The organism is Streptomyces sp. NPDC034084 (assembly GCF_055575535.1).
Genome location: NZ_JBVISK010000006.1, coordinates 627,963 through 645,838, shown reverse-complemented (window position 1 = coordinate 645,838; position 17,876 = coordinate 627,963). Strand labels below are relative to the sequence as shown.

General features: G+C 72.6%; 17 protein-coding genes. 11 read left to right on the top strand and 6 right to left on the bottom strand.

The window, feature by feature from the left end; all coding sequences use genetic code 11:
* Positions 1-96: 96 nt before the first annotated feature.
* Both ACZ51I_RS24815 and ACZ51I_RS24810 read right to left on the bottom strand, forming a co-directional pair.
* A complete protein-coding gene (locus ACZ51I_RS24815) occupies positions 97-1,245 on the bottom strand; it encodes an adenylate/guanylate cyclase domain-containing protein (RefSeq protein ID WP_468879616.1) in 1,149 nt (382 codons plus the stop codon).
* 177 nt (positions 1,246-1,422) lie between these two features.
* The gene (locus ACZ51I_RS24810) at positions 1,423-2,268 is read right to left on the bottom strand and encodes a biotin--[acetyl-CoA-carboxylase] ligase (protein WP_468879614.1); all 846 of its coding nucleotides are present in this window, start codon (positions 2,266-2,268) and stop codon (positions 1,423-1,425) included.
* Positions 2,269-2,402: 134 nt separating this feature from the next.
* On the opposite strand from ACZ51I_RS24810, the gene ACZ51I_RS24805 reads away from it, so the two are divergent.
* Together ACZ51I_RS24805 and ACZ51I_RS24800 are read left to right on the top strand one after the other, a co-directional pair.
* The gene (locus ACZ51I_RS24805) at positions 2,403-3,995 is read left to right on the top strand and encodes an acyl-CoA carboxylase subunit beta (RefSeq protein WP_468879612.1); all 1,593 of its coding nucleotides are present in this window, start codon (positions 2,403-2,405) and stop codon (positions 3,993-3,995) included.
* A gap of 27 nt (positions 3,996-4,022) precedes the next feature.
* Positions 4,023-4,235, top strand: coding sequence for an acyl-CoA carboxylase epsilon subunit (locus ACZ51I_RS24800; protein WP_030687388.1), 213 nt, complete (start codon positions 4,023-4,025; stop codon positions 4,233-4,235).
* 77 nt (positions 4,236-4,312) lie between these two features.
* Here ACZ51I_RS24800 and ACZ51I_RS24795 read toward each other — a convergent pair whose 3' ends face one another.
* Positions 4,313-5,719 carry an MFS transporter gene (locus tag ACZ51I_RS24795; protein WP_468879609.1) on the bottom strand — a complete coding sequence of 469 codons (1,407 nt, stop codon included), beginning with the start codon at positions 5,717-5,719 and terminating at the stop codon, positions 4,313-4,315.
* A gap of 71 nt (positions 5,720-5,790) precedes the next feature.
* On the opposite strand from ACZ51I_RS24795, the gene ACZ51I_RS24790 reads away from it, so the two are divergent.
* The 3 genes from ACZ51I_RS24790 (at position 5,791) to ACZ51I_RS24780 (ending at position 7,283) form a co-directional block, all read left to right on the top strand.
* Positions 5,791-6,438, top strand: coding sequence for a TetR/AcrR family transcriptional regulator (locus tag ACZ51I_RS24790; RefSeq protein WP_468879607.1), 648 nt, complete (start codon positions 5,791-5,793; stop codon positions 6,436-6,438).
* A gap of 71 nt (positions 6,439-6,509) precedes the next feature.
* The gene (gene mmpB / locus ACZ51I_RS24785; protein ID WP_086822151.1) at positions 6,510-6,638 is read left to right on the top strand and encodes a morphogenic membrane protein MmpB; all 129 of its coding nucleotides are present in this window, start codon (positions 6,510-6,512) and stop codon (positions 6,636-6,638) included.
* A gap of 39 nt (positions 6,639-6,677) precedes the next feature.
* Entirely contained in the window at positions 6,678-7,283 is a 606-nt protein-coding gene (locus tag ACZ51I_RS24780) for a Maf family protein (protein ID WP_468879604.1), read from the top strand.
* Between the two features lie 2 nt (positions 7,284-7,285).
* Here the strand turns inward: ACZ51I_RS24780 and ACZ51I_RS24775 are convergent, their stop codons facing one another.
* Complete coding sequence (locus ACZ51I_RS24775; RefSeq protein WP_468879601.1) at positions 7,286-7,723, bottom strand: hypothetical protein; 438 nt, start codon at positions 7,721-7,723, stop codon at positions 7,286-7,288.
* 373 nt (positions 7,724-8,096) lie between these two features.
* On the opposite strand from ACZ51I_RS24775, the gene ACZ51I_RS24770 reads away from it, so the two are divergent.
* Positions 8,097-9,851, top strand: a complete 1,755-nt coding sequence (locus ACZ51I_RS24770) for an acetyl/propionyl/methylcrotonyl-CoA carboxylase subunit alpha (protein ID WP_468879600.1) — start codon at positions 8,097-8,099, stop codon at positions 9,849-9,851.
* A gap of 73 nt (positions 9,852-9,924) precedes the next feature.
* Positions 9,925-10,470 (top strand): TetR/AcrR family transcriptional regulator, encoded by a 546-nt coding sequence (locus ACZ51I_RS24765; RefSeq protein WP_468879597.1) that lies wholly within the window; start codon positions 9,925-9,927, stop codon positions 10,468-10,470.
* 54 nt (positions 10,471-10,524) lie between these two features.
* Here ACZ51I_RS24765 and ACZ51I_RS24760 read toward each other — a convergent pair whose 3' ends face one another.
* Entirely contained in the window at positions 10,525-11,451 is a 927-nt protein-coding gene (locus ACZ51I_RS24760; protein WP_468879667.1) for a DeoR/GlpR family DNA-binding transcription regulator, read from the bottom strand.
* Between the two features lie 258 nt (positions 11,452-11,709).
* Positions 11,710-13,149: an NAD(P)H-quinone dehydrogenase gene (locus ACZ51I_RS24755; RefSeq protein ID WP_468879594.1), complete on the bottom strand. Its 1,440-nt coding sequence runs from the start codon at positions 13,147-13,149 to the stop codon at positions 11,710-11,712.
* A 227-nt stretch (positions 13,150-13,376) separates the two neighbouring features.
* On the opposite strand from ACZ51I_RS24755, the gene ACZ51I_RS24750 reads away from it, so the two are divergent.
* The 4 genes from ACZ51I_RS24750 to ACZ51I_RS24735 all read left to right on the top strand — a co-directional run bounded on the left by ACZ51I_RS24750 (position 13,377) and on the right by ACZ51I_RS24735 (position 17,876).
* The gene (locus ACZ51I_RS24750; protein WP_435974374.1) at positions 13,377-13,814 is read left to right on the top strand and encodes a gamma-glutamylcyclotransferase family protein; all 438 of its coding nucleotides are present in this window, start codon (positions 13,377-13,379) and stop codon (positions 13,812-13,814) included.
* A gap of 169 nt (positions 13,815-13,983) precedes the next feature.
* Positions 13,984-14,787 (top strand): purine-nucleoside phosphorylase, encoded by an 804-nt coding sequence (locus ACZ51I_RS24745; protein WP_468879591.1) that lies wholly within the window; start codon positions 13,984-13,986, stop codon positions 14,785-14,787.
* 161 nt (positions 14,788-14,948) lie between these two features.
* Positions 14,949-16,601, top strand: coding sequence for a phospho-sugar mutase (locus ACZ51I_RS24740; RefSeq protein WP_468879588.1), 1,653 nt, complete (start codon positions 14,949-14,951; stop codon positions 16,599-16,601).
* A 126-nt stretch (positions 16,602-16,727) separates the two neighbouring features.
* Positions 16,728-17,876, top strand: coding sequence for a mannosyltransferase family protein (locus tag ACZ51I_RS24735; protein ID WP_468879585.1), 1,149 nt, complete (start codon positions 16,728-16,730; stop codon positions 17,874-17,876).

The window sequence follows — 17,876 nt, the reverse complement described above, 5'->3', positions numbered from 1 at the left end:
CGCCGCTTCGCAAAAAAACTCCCCGAGGAACACCTCAGGCTGGCACGGCACAGCAGGGAGGGCACCAAGCCCGCTGCGGACCCGCCCACCCAGGCCCTAAAGGGGGCGGCGGCCCAGGAGCCAGGGTTCGACGACGCCGAGGCCGCGGACCGGGCGCTGCCACATCGGTTGGAGCGCGAAGCGGTACGTGGCGGCCTGGCGGCCCTCCTTCTCGGCGCGGGCCGCCTCCTCGGCCGCCTCCGCCTCCGAGGCGGGCGCCTCACCGGTCCTCGTCAGCTCCTCCGCCAGGGCGCCGTCGACGAGGACGGCGTCCTTCGGCGCTATCGAGGTGAGGCGGCTGGCCAGGTTCACGGTGGTGCCGAAGACGTCGCCCATCCGGGTCGTGACGGTGCCGAAGGCGATGCCGACGCGCAGCGCGGGCATCGTCTCGTCGTGGCTGAGGGTCTCGATGAGCCGGAGCGCGATCTCGGCTGCCGTGCCGGGGTCGTCGGCGCAGTACAGCACCTCGTCGCCGAGGGTCTTGATGAGCCGGCCGCCGTGCGCGGCGACGAGGTCGGCGCAGGTGGTCTCGAAGGCCTCGACGAGCTCGCCGAGCTCCTCCTCCTCCAGGCGGCGGGTGAGCCGGGTGAAGCCGACGAGGTCCGCGAAGCCGACGGCGAGCCTCCGGTCGACCATCTCCTCGTCGTCCGCGGCCTGCACGACCCGGCCGGTGGCGGCGGCGAGCTGTCGGCGCCACACGTAGATCAGGAACTCCTCCAGCTCGGGCAGGAGCAGCTCGACCAGCGGGTACGTGACCTCGGTGCGGGTCATGCCGGGCTCGGGAGGCTCGGTGAGGCCCTCCAGGAAGGAGTCGATCTGCCACTCGGCCAGCCGGGCGGTGGTCTGTCCGGTGGAGCGGGCGACCTGCACGGCCATCGGCTCGCTGAGCAGCCCCGCCTCCACGAGGCCGGCGAGCCGTCGCAGGGCGAGGACGTCGGCCTCGGTGAGCGCCTTGGCCTGGCCGATGTCGGCGAAGCCCATGGCGCGCCAGAAGCGGGAGGCGAGCTCCATGGAGACGCCGGCGGTGCGGGCGGCCTGGAAGGGGGTGTAGCGGCGGTCGGCCCCGAGGATGAGCTGTTCGAGGCGGATGGCGAGGGGGTCGTCGCTCGGCTCGGCCGTGTGGTCGACCTCGTGGTGGGGGGTGGGATACGTCGGCGGGTCGGCCGGCTCGGCCCCACCGTGCCCGTTCTCGTCGTCGACGGTCACCGGCCGCCTCCTGCCCGTTCCCTGCCGCTGCCCACTTGCCCTGCCGATCTGTCGCCGTGGATCGCGGTCCACGATACGACAGCTGTGCGCTGGGTCACGCCCCGACGGCTGCCGGACCGGTTCGTGCGGTCGCCGGCCCTCCGGGCCGACGGCCTGGAGGGCATAGCGCGTGGCGCCTCAGCTGCGGAGGTGGACGATGTCGCCCGCTCCCACCGCTTCCGTGCCGCCGCCCTCGGTGGCGACGACCAGGCGGCCGTCTCCGTCCAGCGCGACGGCCTCTCCCTCCAGCATGCGCTCGCCGGGCAGCTCGGCGCGCACGCGACGGCCCAGGGTGGCGCAGCCGGCCGCGTAGGCGTCCTGGAGGCCGGAGGCGGCGGGGTCGCCGTCGGCCCGCACCCAGTCGCCGTACCACTGGGCGAGGGAGCGCAGGACGGCCCGCAGGAGGGTGTCGCGGTCGGTGGAGACCGCGTCCGCCAGGAGGAGGGATCCGGCCCCGGGGACGGGCAGCTCGTCCTCACGGAGGGTGACGTTGATGCCGAGGCCGATGACGACGCCGTCGGCGCCGGCGCGCTCGGCGAGGATGCCGCCGGTCTTGCGTTCCTCGCCCGCGACGGAAACCAGCACGTCGTTGGGCCACTTGAGGGAGGTGTCGACGCCGGCGGCCTTCGCGAGGCCGGTGGCGGCGGCGACGCCGGTGAGCAGCGGGAGCCAGCCCCAGCGGTGGACGGGCACGTCCGGCTTGAGGAGGACGGAGAGGAAGATCCCGGAGCGGGCGGGCGCGCTCCAGGTGCGGTCGAGCCGGCCGCGCCCCGAGGTCTGCTCCTCGGCGACGAGCACCGCGCCTTCGGGCAGTTCGTCGGCGCGGGCGGCGAGGTCGCTGTTGGTGGAGCCGGTGGTGGTGACCACGTCGAGCGAGGTCCACAAGCCGTCGGGGAGGACGAGGGCCCGGCGCAGTGCGGGCGCGTTCAGCGGGGGCCGGTCGAGGTCGGACCAGGGTCCGCCGGAGCCTTGAGAGGACGTCATGCAAGCCAGACTAGGTGTGGCAAAGACCGCAGTGCCGAACCGTATCGCCGTCGATACGCTACGGGTCAGTAGGGCATGAGTAGCCCATTCGTAGTCAACGAACCCCCCGTGACCAGGCAGGGAGCCGCATCCCGATGTCCGAGCCGGCAGAGCAGTACGAGATCGACATTCACACGACCGCGGGCAAGATCGCGGACCTCAAGCGCCGTATCGACGAGGCCACGCACGCCGGCTCGGAGCGGGCGGTGGAGAAGCAGCACGCGAAGGGCAAACTGACCGCGCGCGAGCGGATCGCCCTGCTGCTCGACGAAGGGTCGTTCGTGGAGCTGGACGAGCTGGCCAGGCACCGCTCGACCAGCTTCGGCCTGGAGAAGAACCGGCCGTACGGTGACGGTGTCGTCACCGGCTACGGCACGGTGGACGGCCGCCCGGTCGCCGTGTTCTCGCAGGACTTCACGGTCTTCGGCGGCGCGCTGGGCGAGACGTACGGCCAGAAGATCATCAAGGTGATGGACTTCGCGCTGAAGACGGGCTGCCCGGTCATCGGCATCAACGACTCCGGCGGCGCCCGCATCCAGGAGGGTGTGAGCGCGCTCGGCATGTACGGCGAGATCTTCCGCCGCAACACCCACGCCTCCGGGGTGATCCCCCAGATCTCCCTGGTCGTCGGCCCCTGCGCGGGCGGCGCGGTGTACTCGCCCGCGATCACCGACTTCACGGTGATGGTGGACCAGACCTCGCACATGTTCATCACGGGCCCCGACGTCATCAAGACGGTGACCGGCGAGGACGTGGGCTTCGAGGAGCTGGGCGGTGCCCGGACGCACAACGCGACCTCGGGCGTGGCGCACCACATGGCGGGTGACGAGAAGGACGCCATCGAGTACGTGAAGTCCCTCCTGTCGTACCTTCCGTCGAACAACCTCTCCGAGCCGCCGGCCTTCCCGGAGGTCGCGGAGACCGAGGTGTCGGACGAGGACCGCGAGCTGGACACGCTGATCCCGGACTCGGCGAACCAGCCGTACGACATGCACCGGATCATCGAGCACGTCCTGGACGACGGCGAGTTCCTGGAGACGCAGGCGCTGTTCGCGCCGAACATCGTGACCGGTTTCGGCCGGGTCGAGGGTTTCCCGGTGGGCGTGGTCGCGAACCAGCCGATGCAGTTCGCGGGCTGCCTGGACATCGACGCGTCGGAGAAGGCCGCGCGGTTCGTCCGGACGTGCGACGCCTTCAACATCCCGGTCCTGACCTTCGTGGACGTGCCCGGTTTCCTGCCGGGTGTGGACCAGGAGTACGGCGGCATCATCCGGCGCGGCGCGAAGCTGATCTACGCGTACGCGGAGGCGACGGTCCCGCTGATCACGGTCATCACCCGGAAGGCCTTCGGCGGCGCGTACGACGTCATGGGCTCCAAGCACCTGGGCGCCGACCTGAACCTGGCGTGGCCGACGGCGCAGATCGCGGTCATGGGCGCGCAGGGCGCGGTCAACATCCTGCACCGCAGGACGATCGCCGAGGCGGAGGATCAGGAGGCCGAGCGGGCGCGGCTGATGCGGGAGTACGAGGACGCCCTGCTCAACCCGTACACGGCGGCCGAGCGCGGGTACATCGACGGCGTGATCCTGCCGTCGGACACGCGCCCGCAGATCGTGAAGGGCCTGCGTCAGCTCCGTACGAAGCGGGAATCCCTGCCTCCGAAGAAGCACGGCAACATTCCGCTCTAGACCCTCCGGACCCCTCAAGGAGCCGACATGATCAAGGTCGTACGAGGCAACCCGACCCCGGAGGAGCTGGCCGCCGCACTGGCGGTCGTCCAAGCCCGGGCCGCGGCCACGGCGGCGGCGTCCGCCGAGGCGGGCGGCCCGGCGGTGCCGGAGGGGTGGTCGGATCCCTCCCGTATCGCACGGGCGGTGCGGCAGCGGCCGGGCCCGCGGGCCTGGGCGCGGTCGTACTGGCCCGTGTAGCCGTGGCGTGACGTGGAGGCCGGACCCCGTGTGCGGGGGGTCCGGCCTTTCGCGTACCGCGGCACAGGTCTCCGGCGTCACGTACGGCGGAGGAAGAGGCCGGAGAGTACGGCTCCGGCGGCAACGATCGCGGCGTTGACGAGGACCGCGAGGCCGATGCCGTCGAGGAGCACGGGCACGGTGACGACGACGGCGCTCATGATCGGGGTGCCCATGGTGATGCCGATCTGCTGGGTCATGGTCGCGAGGCCGGTCGCCATGCCCTGCTCGCCGTCGGGGATGCCCGAGGTGGCGGTGACCATGAAGCCGACGATCGCGAGCATGTTGCCGACGCCGCCGGCGAAGGTGGCGGCGAGCAGCAGCGCGAGGCTGGAGCGGTCGTCGCCGAGCCCGAACAGGGCGACGGTGGCGAGGGCCTGGAGGAGTCCGCCGGAGACCAGGGCGGCACGGGCGCCGAAGCGGCCGATGAAGCGGGAGGCGGCCACGCCGCCGATGATCGTGCCGGCGCCGAGGACGCCGAAGGAGAGTCCGGCGGCGAGCGGGGAGAAGCCCAGGACGTCCTGGAGGTACAGGGTCATCAGGAAGACCAGCGAGGTCTCGGTGACGAAGGCGACGAGCCCGGCGAGGTTGCCCCAGACGACCGTGCGGCGCTTCAGGACGTGGATCGGGACGAGGGGCGAGGCGGCGCGCCGTTCGACGAGGACGAAGGCGGCGAGGAGCGCGGCGCCGACGGCGAGGGCGGTGAGCGCGGTGGGGTCGGTCCAGCCGTGCTCGCCGGTGACGGTCAGGCCGTAGACGAGGGCGAGGAGTCCACCGGTGACGGTGATCGCACCGGGCACGTCGAGGCGCGGGCGGACGGCCGGGCGGCTCTCCTGGAGGACGGCGGGGGCGACGAGGAGGACGGCGAGGGCCACCGGGACGTTGACGAAGAAGGCCCAGCGCCAGGAGAGCAGGTCGGTGAGGACGCCGCCGAGGATCGCGCCGGTGGTGAAGCCCGCGGACATCAGGGCGCCGTTAAGGCCGAGCGCCTTGGCCCGCAGCGGGCCCTCGGGGAAGGACGCGGTGAGCAGGGAGAGGCCGGCGGGGGTGACGGCGGCGGTGGCGAGGCCCTGGGCGACCCGGGCGGCCATCAGCATCTCGGGGCCGGTGGCGAGGCCGCCGACGAGGGAGGAGATCCCGAGGACGGCCATGCCGCCGAGGAAGAGGCGGCGGCGGCCGATCAGGTCGGCGACGCGCCCGAAGAGGAGGGTGAATCCGGCGGCCGCGAGGGCGAAGGCGGTGGCGATCCACTGGAGGCCGCCGAGGGTGAAGCCGAGTCCCTGGCCGATGACGGGCAGGGCGACGTTCAGGATCGAGAAGTCGACGGCCAGCATGAACTGGGCGAGGAGGAGGACGACGAGGACGAGCCGCATCCGTCCGGTCATCCGGGCTTCCGCCCGGTCCGTGGGCGGGGCGGTGGACGTGGGGACATCGAGGGCGACCATGCGACGGAGCTCCTTAATGGGAGACTGGTTCCGTTAAGATGTCCCGTACCGTAGCAGAATCGAGGGCGTTAATGGAACAGGAGACCCGTTTGACTGAGAGCCGACCGGCCTCGCCCGGCACCACGCGCCCCGGCGGCCGCACCGCGAAGGTCCGCAGGGCGGTCCTCGACGCCACCCTGGAGACCCTCGCCGACACCGGCTTCCACGCCCTGAACATGGACCGGATCGCCGCGGGCGCGGGCGTCGGCAAGACCACCGTCTACCGCCGCTGGGGCTCCCCCGTCGGCCTGGTCACCGACCTGCTGCACGACATGGCCGAGCAGTCGCTCCCCGCCTCCGACACCGGCAGCCTCGCGGGCGACCTGCGGGCCAACGCCGAGCTCGTCCGGGCCACCCTCGTGGACGCCCGGATGGGCGCCGTCTTCCGCGCGGTCATCGCCGCGGCGGCCTGCGACGAGGAGTGCGCCCGTGCCCTCGCCGACTTCTACCGGACCCGGCTCGCCGAATGGGCCCCGGTCGTCGTCAAGGGCGCGGCGCGGGGCGAGATCCCGGCGGGGACGGACCCCGTCGAGCTCCTCCGCGCCGTCTCCGCGCCGCTCTACTACCGCTTCGCGGTCACCCGGGAGGAGCTCGACGCGGCCGTGGCGGAACGGGCGGTGACCGCGGCGCTCGCGGCGGCGCGGGACGGGGTGTTCGTACGGGACGGGGCCCGCGAATAGTCCTTCCGCACCGGTGCGGCTGAGTATCCGTACTCAGGCGCACCGGCCGCCCCGGCAGCAGGATCGGGACCATGCTGTGGTCGGACCCGGAGAACAAGCCGCCGAAGTTCCTCCGCGAGATGCAGGCGCTGATCAGCCGTACGGGTGTACTGCTCGCGGTGGCCGCGGTCCTGGCCGTCCTCCTGACCGGCACACGCTGAAGGCCACCGGCGGCGGGCGGGCCCGATTACGCTGCCCCCATGACTGCTGATCCGCGCCGTGTCGTGCTCGCCTCCGCCTCCCCCGCCCGGCTCGGTCTGCTCAGGCAGGCCGGACTCGCTCCCGAGGTGATCGTGAGCGGCGTCGACGAGGACAAGGTCCACGCCCCGACCCCGGCCGAACTCGCGCTCACCCTCGCCGAGGCGAAGGCCGCTCACGTCGCCGCCCGGCCCGAGGCGTTCGGCGCGCTCGTCATCGGCTGCGACTCGGTCCTGGAACTCGACAAGCAGGCCCTCGGCAAGCCGGCCGACGCCGAGGAGGCCACCGCCCGCTGGAAGGCGATGCGGGGCAGGGTCGGCATCCTCCAGACCGGCCACTGCGTCTACGACACGACCGCCAAGCGCTACGAGTCGGCGACGGCCTCCACCGTCGTCCGCTTCGGCGAGCCGACGGACGAGGAGATCGCCGCGTACGTGGCGAGCGGCGAACCGCTCCACGTGGCGGGCGCGTTCACCCTGGACGGCCGCTCCGCCCCGTTCATCGACGGCATCGACGGCGACCCGGGCAATGTGATCGGGCTGTCCCTGCCGCTCCTGCGCCGGCTCCTGCGCAAGCTGGACGTCGAGATCACCGACCTCTGGGCCTGAGGTCAGCCGGTGGCCGGCGCCTCCCCGGGGGCGCCGGCGCCCTTCGCGTACTCCTTGCCGTACGCCACCAGGGTGAGGACGACCAGCCCGAGCACGGTCACCAGGAAGGCGAAGGCGGTCCAGCCGAGCAGGCCGACGGCGACCGCGCCCAGGACGCCGTGGACGATCGCGCAGCCGATGAGGAGCGCCCGGCCGAAGCGGCCGGGGCGGCGGTCGCGGACGCCGGCGAGAAGGGCGACGAGGGCGCAGAACACGAGGGCGACCCCGGAGACGATGCCCAGCCCCCAGGTGCCGGTGACCATCGCGTCGGGGTCCATGCCGTCGAGGGACATCGACTGGGCCTCCAGGAAGCCCGCCATGACGGCGTTGATCGCGACGATGCCGGGCGCTTCGAGGAAGAGCACCGCGGCCGTCACGAGCGCTATCGGTCTGCGGGCCACCTCGGCCACCCCCTGGATTCGCCTGTTACCGACAGTACGATCGACAGCGCGAAGGCTACTGGCCGGTAAACCCCTGGACAAGAGTCCGCGCACGGCGGCCGACGGCGGGCCGCGGGGCAAAGAATCGTTGCGCCATTCGTAGGGACTCCACAAAGAAACCCGAACGGCCCCTGGCCGCCCGAACAGAGACCTGCGCCACACCTCAGAGCTACTGTGCCGTAAAGGAACCCTGCGTACCGTGGTGCGACAAGGGAATTCACGACCCGAGCGCGCCCGGGGTCACGCTCCGTGTGGGCAAGCTCACCACTGGGGACGGGTCGAAAGGCCGTGTCGGCAGTCCCTAAACTCAGCTTGTTTCAAGGAGGGAGCCATCGTGCGCAAGGTGCTCATCGCCAACCGTGGCGAAATCGCTGTCCGTGTGGCCCGGGCGTGCCGGGACGCGGGTATCGACAGCGTGGCCGTGTACGCCGAGCCGGACCGGGATGCCCTGCATGTCCGGGCGGCCGACGAGGCGTTCGCCCTGGGCGGTGACACTCCGGCCACCAGCTACCTGGACATCGCCAAGGTCCTGCAGGCCGCGAAGGACTCGGGCGCGGACGCGGTCCACCCGGGTTACGGGTTCCTCTCCGAGAACGCGGAGTTCGCGCAGGCGGTCCTGGACGCCGGTCTGACGTGGATCGGTCCGCCGCCGCAGGCGATCCGCGACCTCGGTGACAAGGTGGCCGCCCGTCACATCGCCCAGCGCGCCGGAGCCCCGCTCGTCGCGGGCACCCCGGACCCGGTGTCGGGTGCGGAGGAGGTCGTGGCCTTCGCCCAGGAGCACGGTCTGCCGATCGCCATCAAGGCGGCCTTCGGCGGCGGCGGGCGCGGCCTGAAGGTCGCCCGCACGCTCGAAGAGGTGCCGGAGCTGTACGACTCCGCCGTCCGCGAGGCCGTCGCGGCCTTCGGCCGGGGCGAGTGCTTCGTCGAGCGCTACCTCGACAAGCCGCGTCACGTCGAGACCCAGTGCCTGGCGGACACCCACGGGAACGTGGTCGTGGTCTCCACCCGTGACTGCTCGCTCCAGCGCCGCCACCAGAAGCTGGTCGAGGAGGCGCCCGCGCCGTTCCTGACCGAGGCGCAGAACGCGCAGCTGTACGCGGCGTCGAAGGCGATCCTGAAGGAGGCCGGCTACGTCGGCGCCGGCACGGTCGAGTTCCTCGTCGGTGCCGACGGCACGATCTCGTTCCTCGAGGTCAACACGCGTCTGCAGGTCGAGCACCCGGTGACCGAGGAGGTCACGGGCATCGACCTGGTCCGCGAGATGTTCCGCATCGCCGACGGCGAGGAGCTCGGCTACGGCGACCCGGAGATCCGGGGTCACTCCTTCGAGTTCCGTATCAACGGCGAGGACCCGGGCCGCAACTTCCTGCCCGCCCCCGGCACGGTCACCCTCTTCGCCCCGCCGAGCGGCCCGGGTGTCCGGCTCGACGCGGGCGTGGAGTCCGGCTCGGTGATCGGCCCGGCGTGGGACTCGCTCCTCGCCAAGCTGATCGTCTCCGGCGCCACCCGTGAGCAGGCCCTCCAGCGTGCGGCGCGCGCCCTCGCCGAGTTCAAGGTCGAGGGCATGGCGACGGCGATCCCGTTCCACCAGGCCGTCGTGGTCGACCCGGACTTCACCGCCGACCCGTTCCGGATCCACACGCGGTGGATCGAGACGGAGTTCGTCAACGAGATCAAGCCCTTCACCCCGGCCGGCTCGGAGGCGGACGAGGACGAGTCGGGCCGCGAGACGATCGTCGTCGAGGTCGGCGGCAAGCGCCTCGAGGTCTCCCTGCCGTCCTCCCTCGGCATGTCGCTGGCGCGGACGGGCCTGGCGGCCGGTGCGAAGCCGAAGCGGCGCGCGGCGAAGAAGTCCGGCCCGACGGCTTCCGGTGACACCCTCGCCTCCCCGATGCAGGGGACGATCGTGAAGGTCGCGGTCGAGGAGGGCCAGGAGGTCAAGGAGGGCGATCTGATCGTCGTCCTGGAGGCCATGAAGATGGAGCAGCCCCTCAACGCCCACCGCTCCGGCACCATCAAGGGCCTGAGCGCCGAGGTCGGCGCCTCCGTCACCTCCGGTGCCACCATCTGCGACATCAAGGACTGACGTCCGCAGTACGGTACGAAGGGCCCGCAGGCAGCCGCCTGCGGGCCCTTCGTCGAGGGGAGCCCATTCGCACATGCGCGCCGACGCACGTCGCAACCACGAGCGACTTCTCATCGAAGCCCGCGCCGCCTTCGCGGAACAGGGCGCGGACGCGCCCCTGGAGGAGGTCGCGCGCCGCGCGGGCGTGGGGATCGGCACGCTCTACCGGCACTTCCCCACCCGGGCCGACCTGCTGAACGCGGTCTTCCAGGAGGCCCTGGCCGAACTGCTCGACCGCTCGCGGGAGCTGGCCGGGGCGGACGCGCCGTGCCGGGCGCTCGTGGAGTGGCTGCGGGCCCTGATCGCCCACGCGGGCGAGTACCGGGGGCTGGCGCACGCGCTGATGTCCGCCTCCTACGACCGGAGCTCGGCCCTGGCGCGGTGCAGCGATCCGCTGCGCACGGCGGGCGAGCGGCTGCTCGAACGGGCCCAGCAGGCGGGGCAGGTGCGCGCCGACGTGTCGATCGGCGATCTGATGCAGCTGACCAACGCGATCGCGCTGGCGGCGGAACAGTGCCCGGAGGACGCGGAGCTGGCGGACCGTCTGCTCGCGCTGACGCTTCGGGGACTCAAGGGCTGAAGCGGTGAGGCTGCTCGGCGGGGGACCCCTGGGGGAGGGTCCCTCAGGGGATGTTCAGCGGCGGCGCATGTCCGCGACGCGGGCCGTGCGCTCCAGCGTCTCCGCTGCCATCGCGCCGCCCGGTCCCCGGAACTGACCGGCCGCCATCCGTCCGCGCTGGACGGGGAGCGGCATGTCACGGCGGGGCCGGACGCCCGGGGGGAGCTGCTCACCGCCGGAGGGGCCGGTGGCCGCGCCCGTGCCGGCGACGGCGATCTGCACGCCCTGGTCGGCCAGGGCCTGGAGCTCGGTGGCGGCCCGCTCGTCGTGGGCGGGGGGCTCGTCGGTCACCAGGCGGGTGATGACGTCCGTCGGCACCGTCTGGAACATGGTGTCGGAGCCGAGCTTGGTGTGATCGGCCAGGACGACGACCTCGGCCGCCGCCTGCACGAGTGCCCGGTCCACGCTCGCGGAGAGCATGTTGGACGTGGACAGGCCGCGCTCGGCGGTCAGGCCGCTCCCGGAGAGGAAGGCCCGGGAGACCCGGAGCCCCTGGAGCGACTGCTCGGCCCCGCTGCCCACGAGGGCGTAGTTGGAGCCGCGCAGGGTGCCGCCGGTCATGACGACCTCGACCCGGTTGGCGTGGGCGAGGGCTTGGGCGACGAGCAGGGAGTTGGTGACGACGGTCAGTCCGGGCACGCGGGCGAGCCGGCGGGCCAGTTCCTGCGTGGTCGTCCCGGCGCCGACGACGATGGCCTCGCCTTCCTCGACGAGGCTCGCGGCGACGTCGGCGATGGCCGTCTTCTCCGCTGTGGCGAGATGGGATTTCTGCGGGAAGCCGGATTCTCGCGTGAATCCGCCCGGCAACACCGCACCGCCGTGACGGCGGTCGAGGAGTCCTTCTGCCTCAAGGGCCCGTACGTCTCTCCGTACGGTCACTTCAGAGGTCTGGACGACGCGGGCGAGCTCGCGGAGCGACACGGCCCCATTGGCTCGCACCATTTCGAGGATCAACTGGCGACGTTCTGCAGCGAACACGAAACTGACAGTAACGTGACCGGCCGATGGTTTTCAGCAGTATGCGCCGAATTGCAGAAGATGCCCATGGACGGGGCCTCCAAGTGGTATGGGAGACCCCGCCGTTGATCCGTTCCGCGTCAGGGCTATGCCCCGGCTTGCCGGGGGTTGTCCGAGTCGGCGAACCGTTCCCGCAGGCGGGAGCCGGTCGGGGGCGGGCCGGAGCCGGGCCGGAGCGGGGTGTTACGCCTCGCCCGAGGTCTTTCGGGTCTGCAACTGCCGTGCCACTTCCGCGATCGAGCCCGACAGGGAGGGGTACACGGTGAAAGCATTTGCGATCTGTTCGACCGTCAGATTGTTGTCGACCGCGATCGAGATCGGATGGATCAGCTCGCTCGCCTTCGGCGCGACGACACAGCCGCCGACGACGATGCCGGTGCCCGGACGGCAGAAGATCTTCACGAAGCCGTCCCGGATGCCCTGCATCTTCGCGCGGGGGTTGCGCAGCAGCGGCAGCTTGACGACCTTGGCGTCGATCTTGCCCGCGTCCACATCGGCCTGGGTGTAGCCGACGGTGGCGATCTCGGGGTCGGTGAAGACGTTCGACGAGACCGTCTTGAGGTTGAGCGGTGCCACCGCGTCGCCGAGGAAGTGGTACATCGCGATCCGGCCCTGCATGGCGGCGACCGAGGCGAGCGCGAAGACGCCCGTGACGTCACCGGCCGCGTAGACGCCGGGGGCGCTCGTACGGGAGACCCTGTCGGTCCAGATGTGACCGGAGTCCTTCAACCGGACCCCCGCCTCCTCCAGACCCATCCCGGCCGAGTTCGGGATCGCGCCGACCGCCATCAGGCAGTGGGTGCCGGAGATGACCCGGCCGTCCGCGAGGGTGACCTCCACCCGGTCGCCGACCCGCTTGGCGGACTCGGCGCGGGAGCGGGCCATCACGTTCATGCCGCGGCGCCGGAAGACGTCCTCCAGGACGGCGGCGGCGTCCGGGTCCTCGCCGGGGAGGACCCGGTCGCGGGAGGAGACCAGGGTGACCCGGGAGCCGAGCGCCTGGTAGGCGCCGGCGAACTCGGCGCCGGTGACGCCGGAGCCGACCACGATGAGCTCCTCGGGGAGCTCCTTGAGGTCGTAGACCTGCGTCCAGTTCAGGATGCGCTCGCCGTCCGGCTTGGCGTCGGGCAGCTCGCGCGGGTGGCCGCCCGTCGCGATCAGCACCGCGTCGGCGGTCAGCGTCTCCTCGGTGCCGTCGGCGGCGGTGACGATCACCTGGCGGGAGCCGTCCACGGCCTGCCGGCCGGAGAGCCGGCCGCGGCCGCGCAGGACCCGGGCGCCGGCCCGGGTGACGGAGGCGGTGATGTCGTGGGACTGGGCGAGCGCGAGGCGCTTGACCCGTCGGTTGACCTTGCCGAGGTCCACACCGACGACACGGGCGGCCTGCTCGATGTGCGGGGTGTCGTCCGCGACGATGATGCCCAGTTCCTCGTAGGAGGAGTCGAAGGTGGTCATCACCTCGGCGGTGGCGATCAGGGTCTTGGAGGGGACGCAGTCGGTCAGGACGGACGCGCCGCCGAGGCCGTCGGTGTCGACGACGGTCACCTCCGCGCCGAGTTGGGCGCCCACCAGGGCCGCCTCGTATCCGCCGGGTCCGCCGCCGATGATCACGATCCGGGTCACTGGGATCTACGCCTCGCGCTCTCGTTCTGCCGGGGGGTCCCCCCGCTGGGATGCAGTGCGTACGCCATTGTCCCGCACGCTTCAAGTGCGTAGCCCATTCTCCCGCACTCACGGCGCGGCCTCGCGCCGGGGCCTCCGAAGGGGTGCGGACCCGCCCGCGCGGGCCCCCGCACCGCCTCACCTCGGTGTTCACCGGACATCCCGCCCCCTCCCGTACCCTCGGTCCCATGTCGCTCTACGCCGCTTTCGCCGGCAACCTCGACGCGCGGCTGATGAGCCGCCGCGCACCGCACTCCCCGCTGCGCGGCACCGGCTGGCTGAACGGCTGGCGGCTCACCTTCGGCGGAGAGCAGATGGGGTGGGAGGGAGCGCTGGCCACGATCGTGGAGGCCCCCCGCTCCCAGGTCTTCGTGGCGCTGTACGACGTCGCGCCGATGGACGAGGACTCCCTGGACCGCTGGGAGGGCGTGGGCCTGGACATCTACCGGCGGATGCGGGTGCGGGTGCACACCCTGGACGGCGAGGAGCCGGCCTGGGTGTACGTCCTCAACGCGTACGAGGGCGGGCTGCCGTCCGCCCGGTACCTGGGCGAGGTCGCCGACGCGGCCGAGTCGGCGGGCGCGCCGCACGACTACGTGATGGAGTTGCGCAAGCGCCCCTGTTGATCCCGACCGGGCCGCCGGAATCCCCCGTTCGTCGGAAACGACAAGACAACGATCGCATGTCCGTCAGCATCGTCATCTACGCGCGTAGGAATTCTCCGGCTACGCTGCTTCGCGTACCAAATCCGTCCGGGGTTCCCCTCGGACCCCCCTCCCCGAGGCGAGAGAGTCAGTGAACGCAACTGCCACCCCGTACGAGGCCGCCGAGGCCGCTGCCGCCCGTCTTCGCGAGCTGACCGGTGTCGAGAACCACGACGTCGCCCTGGTCATGGGCTCCGGCTGGGCGCCCGCCGTCGACGCCCTCGGCGCCCCCGAGGCCGAGTTCCCGGTGACCGAGCTCCCCGGCTTCCCGCCGCCGGTCGTCGAGGGCCACGGCGGCAAGGTCCGCTCGTACAAGATCGGTGAGAAGCGCGCCCTCGTCTTCCTCGGCCGCACCCACTTCTACGAGGGCCGGGGCGTCGCCTCCGTCGCCCACGGCGTCCGCACCGCCGTCGCCGCCGGCTGCAAGACCGTCGTCCTCACCAACGGCTGCGGCGGCCTCCGCGAGGGCATGCGCCCCGGCCAGCCGGTCCTCATCAGCGACCACATCAACCTGACGGCCGCCTCCCCGATCGTCGGCGCCAACTTCGTGGACCTGACGGACCTGTACTCGCCGCGTCTGCGCGCGCTGTGCAAGGAGGTCGACGAGACGCTGGAGGAGGGCGTGTACGTCCAGTTCCCCGGCCCGCACTACGAGACCCCGGCCGAGATCAACATGGTCCGCGTCATGGGCGGCGACCTGGTCGGCATGTCCACCGTCCTGGAGGCCATCGCGGCCCGCGAGGCCGGCGCCGAGGTCCTCGGCATCTCGCTCGTCACGAACCTGGCGGCCGGGCTCTCGGGCGAGCCGCTGAACCACGAGGAGGTGCTCCAGGCGGGGCGCGACTCGGCGGCGCGGATGGGTGAGCTGCTGACGCGGGTGCTGGACCGGATCTGACGGTCTCGGCGGGTGCGGGGCAGCCGCGCGGGGCATCCTCCGCCGCCCTCCGGTTACGGGAAGGGGCGGGGTGGGGAAAGGCTCCGCGCGGCGGTCCACCCGCCCGCGCCCGCCCGCCCACCCCGCCCGCAACCACCCCGTCCCACCCCGAAAGGCACACCGTGACGCAGGACGACCTCCTCACCCGGGCCCATGCCTGGCTCGCCGAGGACCCCGACAGTGAGACCCGCGAGGAGCTCGCGCAGCTCATCGAGGGCGGCGCGAGCGACGAGCTCGCCGCCCGTTTCAGCGGCACGCTGCAGTTCGGCACCGCCGGGCTCCGCGGTGAGCTCGGCGCCGGGCCCATGCGGATGAACCGCTCGGTCGTCATCCGGGCCGCCGCCGGCCTCGCCGCTTACCTCAGGGCGAAGGGCCAGGACGGCGGGCTCGTCGTCATCGGCTACGACGCCCGCTACAAGTCGGCCGACTTCGCCCGGGACACCGCCGCCGTGATGACCGGCGCCGGGCTGCGCGCCGCGCTCCTCCCCCGCCCGCTGCCGACGCCCGTCCTCGCGTACGCCATAAGGCATCTGGGCGCCGTCGCCGGTGTCGAGGTGACCGCGAGCCACAACCCGCCGCGCGACAACGGCTACAAGGTCTACCTGGGCGACGGCTCGCAGATCGTGCCGCCGGCCGACGCGGAGATCGCCGCCGAGATCGCCGCGATCCGCTCCCTCGAAGACGTCCCCCGCCCTGCGGAGGGCTGGGAGACCCTCGGCGACGAGGTCCTGGCGGCCTACCTGGAGCGTACGGACGCCGTCCTGACCCCCGGCTCCCCCCGGACCGCGCGGACCGTCTACACGGCCATGCACGGCGTCGGCAAGGAGGTCCTGACGGCGGCGTTCGACCGGGCCGGCTTCCCGCCGCCCGCGCTCGTCGCCGAGCAGGCCGACCCGGACCCGGCCTTCCCGACGGTCGCCTTCCCGAACCCCGAGGAGCCGGGCGCCATGGACCTGGCGTTCGAGGCCGCCCGGGCCGTGGACCCCGACCTCGTCATCGCGAACGACCCGGACGCCGACCGCTGCGCCGTGGCCGTGCCGGACGCGGGCGTCGAGGGCGGCTGGCGGATGCTGCGCGGTGACGAGGTCGGCGCGCTGCTGGCCGCGCACCTCGTGCGCAAGGGCGCCACCGGTGTGTTCGCCGAGTCGATCGTGTCGTCCTCGCTGCTCGGCCGCATCGCCGACGCGGCGGGCGTCGGATACGAGGAGACGCTGACGGGCTTCAAGTGGATCGCCCGCGTCGAGGGCCTGCGGTACGGCTACGAGGAGGCGCTCGGCTACTGCGTCGACCCGGAGGGCGTGCGCGACAAGGACGGCATCACGGCGGCGCTGCTCGTCACCGAGCTGGCCTCGGTGCTCAAGGAGCAGGGCCGTACGCTCACCGACCTGCTCGACGACCTGGCGGTGGAGCACGGGCTGCACGCCACCGACCAGCTGTCGGTACGGGTCGAGGACCTGGGGATCATCGCGAACGCGATGGCCGCGCTGCGCGAGCGGCCGCCGGTCTCCCTCGCCGGTCTGACGGTCGTCTCGGCCGAGGACCTGACGAAGGGCACGGAGTCGCTGCCGCCGACGGACGGTCTGCGCTACCACCTGGAGGGCGCCTACAAGGCCCGGGTGATCGTCCGCCCGTCCGGCACCGAGCCCAAGCTCAAGTGCTACCTGGAGGTCGTCGTCCCGGTCGGCGACGCGAGCCGACTGACCGCGGCCCGCGCGACGGGCGCGGAGCTGCTCGCCGCGATCAAGCGGGACCTGTCCGAGGCCGCGGGGCTCTGACGCACCGTCCCCGAGGGCCCGTACGGAAGCGATTCCGTACGGGCCCTCGCCCGTCCGGGTGAACCCCGTACGGCACGTGCCGTAAGGCGTGGGCCGGAGGCCGGGGACGCGCGCCAGGGTGGCCCGGTGTCCGTCACCCGCACGCCGTACGTCCCCGCCCCCCGTACCGCCGCGCCCGAGGCAGTGGAAGGCGGCGCGCTGCGGCACGCGGCCCCGGCGCTGCTCGGTTTCCTGGCGGTACGGCTCCTGGGGCTCGCGGTGCTCGCCCGCTGGGCGCACCTGAAGGGGCACGGTCTGTGGCCGCTGCTCGCCCGCACATGGGACTCGCTCTGGTACCTGGACATCGCCGGGCACGGCTACACGGCCCAGCCGTCCTACCCCCGGAACCTGGCCTTCTTCCCGCTCTTCCCCGGGCTCGTCCGGGTGCTCTCGGCGGTCTTCCCGGGCTCTCGCGCCTCGGTCGCGCTCGGCCTCGCCGTGGCGTGCTCGCTGGTGGCCGCCTGGGGGGTGTTCGCGGTCGGCGACCGGCTGCACGGGCGCCGGACCGGTACCGTCCTCGCGGTCCTGTGGGGCGCCTCGCCGGTGGCCGCGGTGGAGTGGATGGGGTACACGGAGTCGCTGTTCACGGCGCTCGCCGCCTGGGCGCTGTACGCGGTGCTCGGCGGGCGCTGGACGTGGGCGGCCGGGCTCGCGGTGGCCGCCGGGCTGACCCGCCCGACCGGGTTCGCCGTCGCGGCGGCGGTCTGCGTGACGGCGCTGGTCGCCGCCCGGCGCGAACGGCGGGCCCTGGCGGCCGCCCTGACGGCGCCGCTGGGCTGGCTCGGATACGTGGGGTGGGTGGGCCTGGTCCGGGAGCGGTGGGACGGCTACTTCGAGGTGCAGCGGTACTGGGGGAACCAGTGGGACGGGGGCGCGGTGACGCTGCGGGCGCTGCGGCGGTACCTGGTCCACAGCCCGTCGCCGTCGTTCTTCCTGGCCGTCGTCTCGGGGGTGCTGCTGCTGTCGGCCGCGCTCTATCTGTGCTCGCTCGCCGACCGGCAGCCACTGCCGCTGCTCGTCTTCACGGGGGTGCTGCTGCTCGTGGTCCTCGGCAGCGGCGGCGTCTGGTTCCCGCGCGCCCGCTTCCTGCTCCCGGGCTTCCCGCTGCTGCTTCCGCTCGCGGTGGGCATCGCCCGCGCCCGCCGGCACGTCGCCGCCCTCGTCCTCACGGGGGCGGCGCTCACCTCGGCGTGGCTGGGCGGCCACATGCTGCTCGTGTGGACCGGGGCCCCGTAG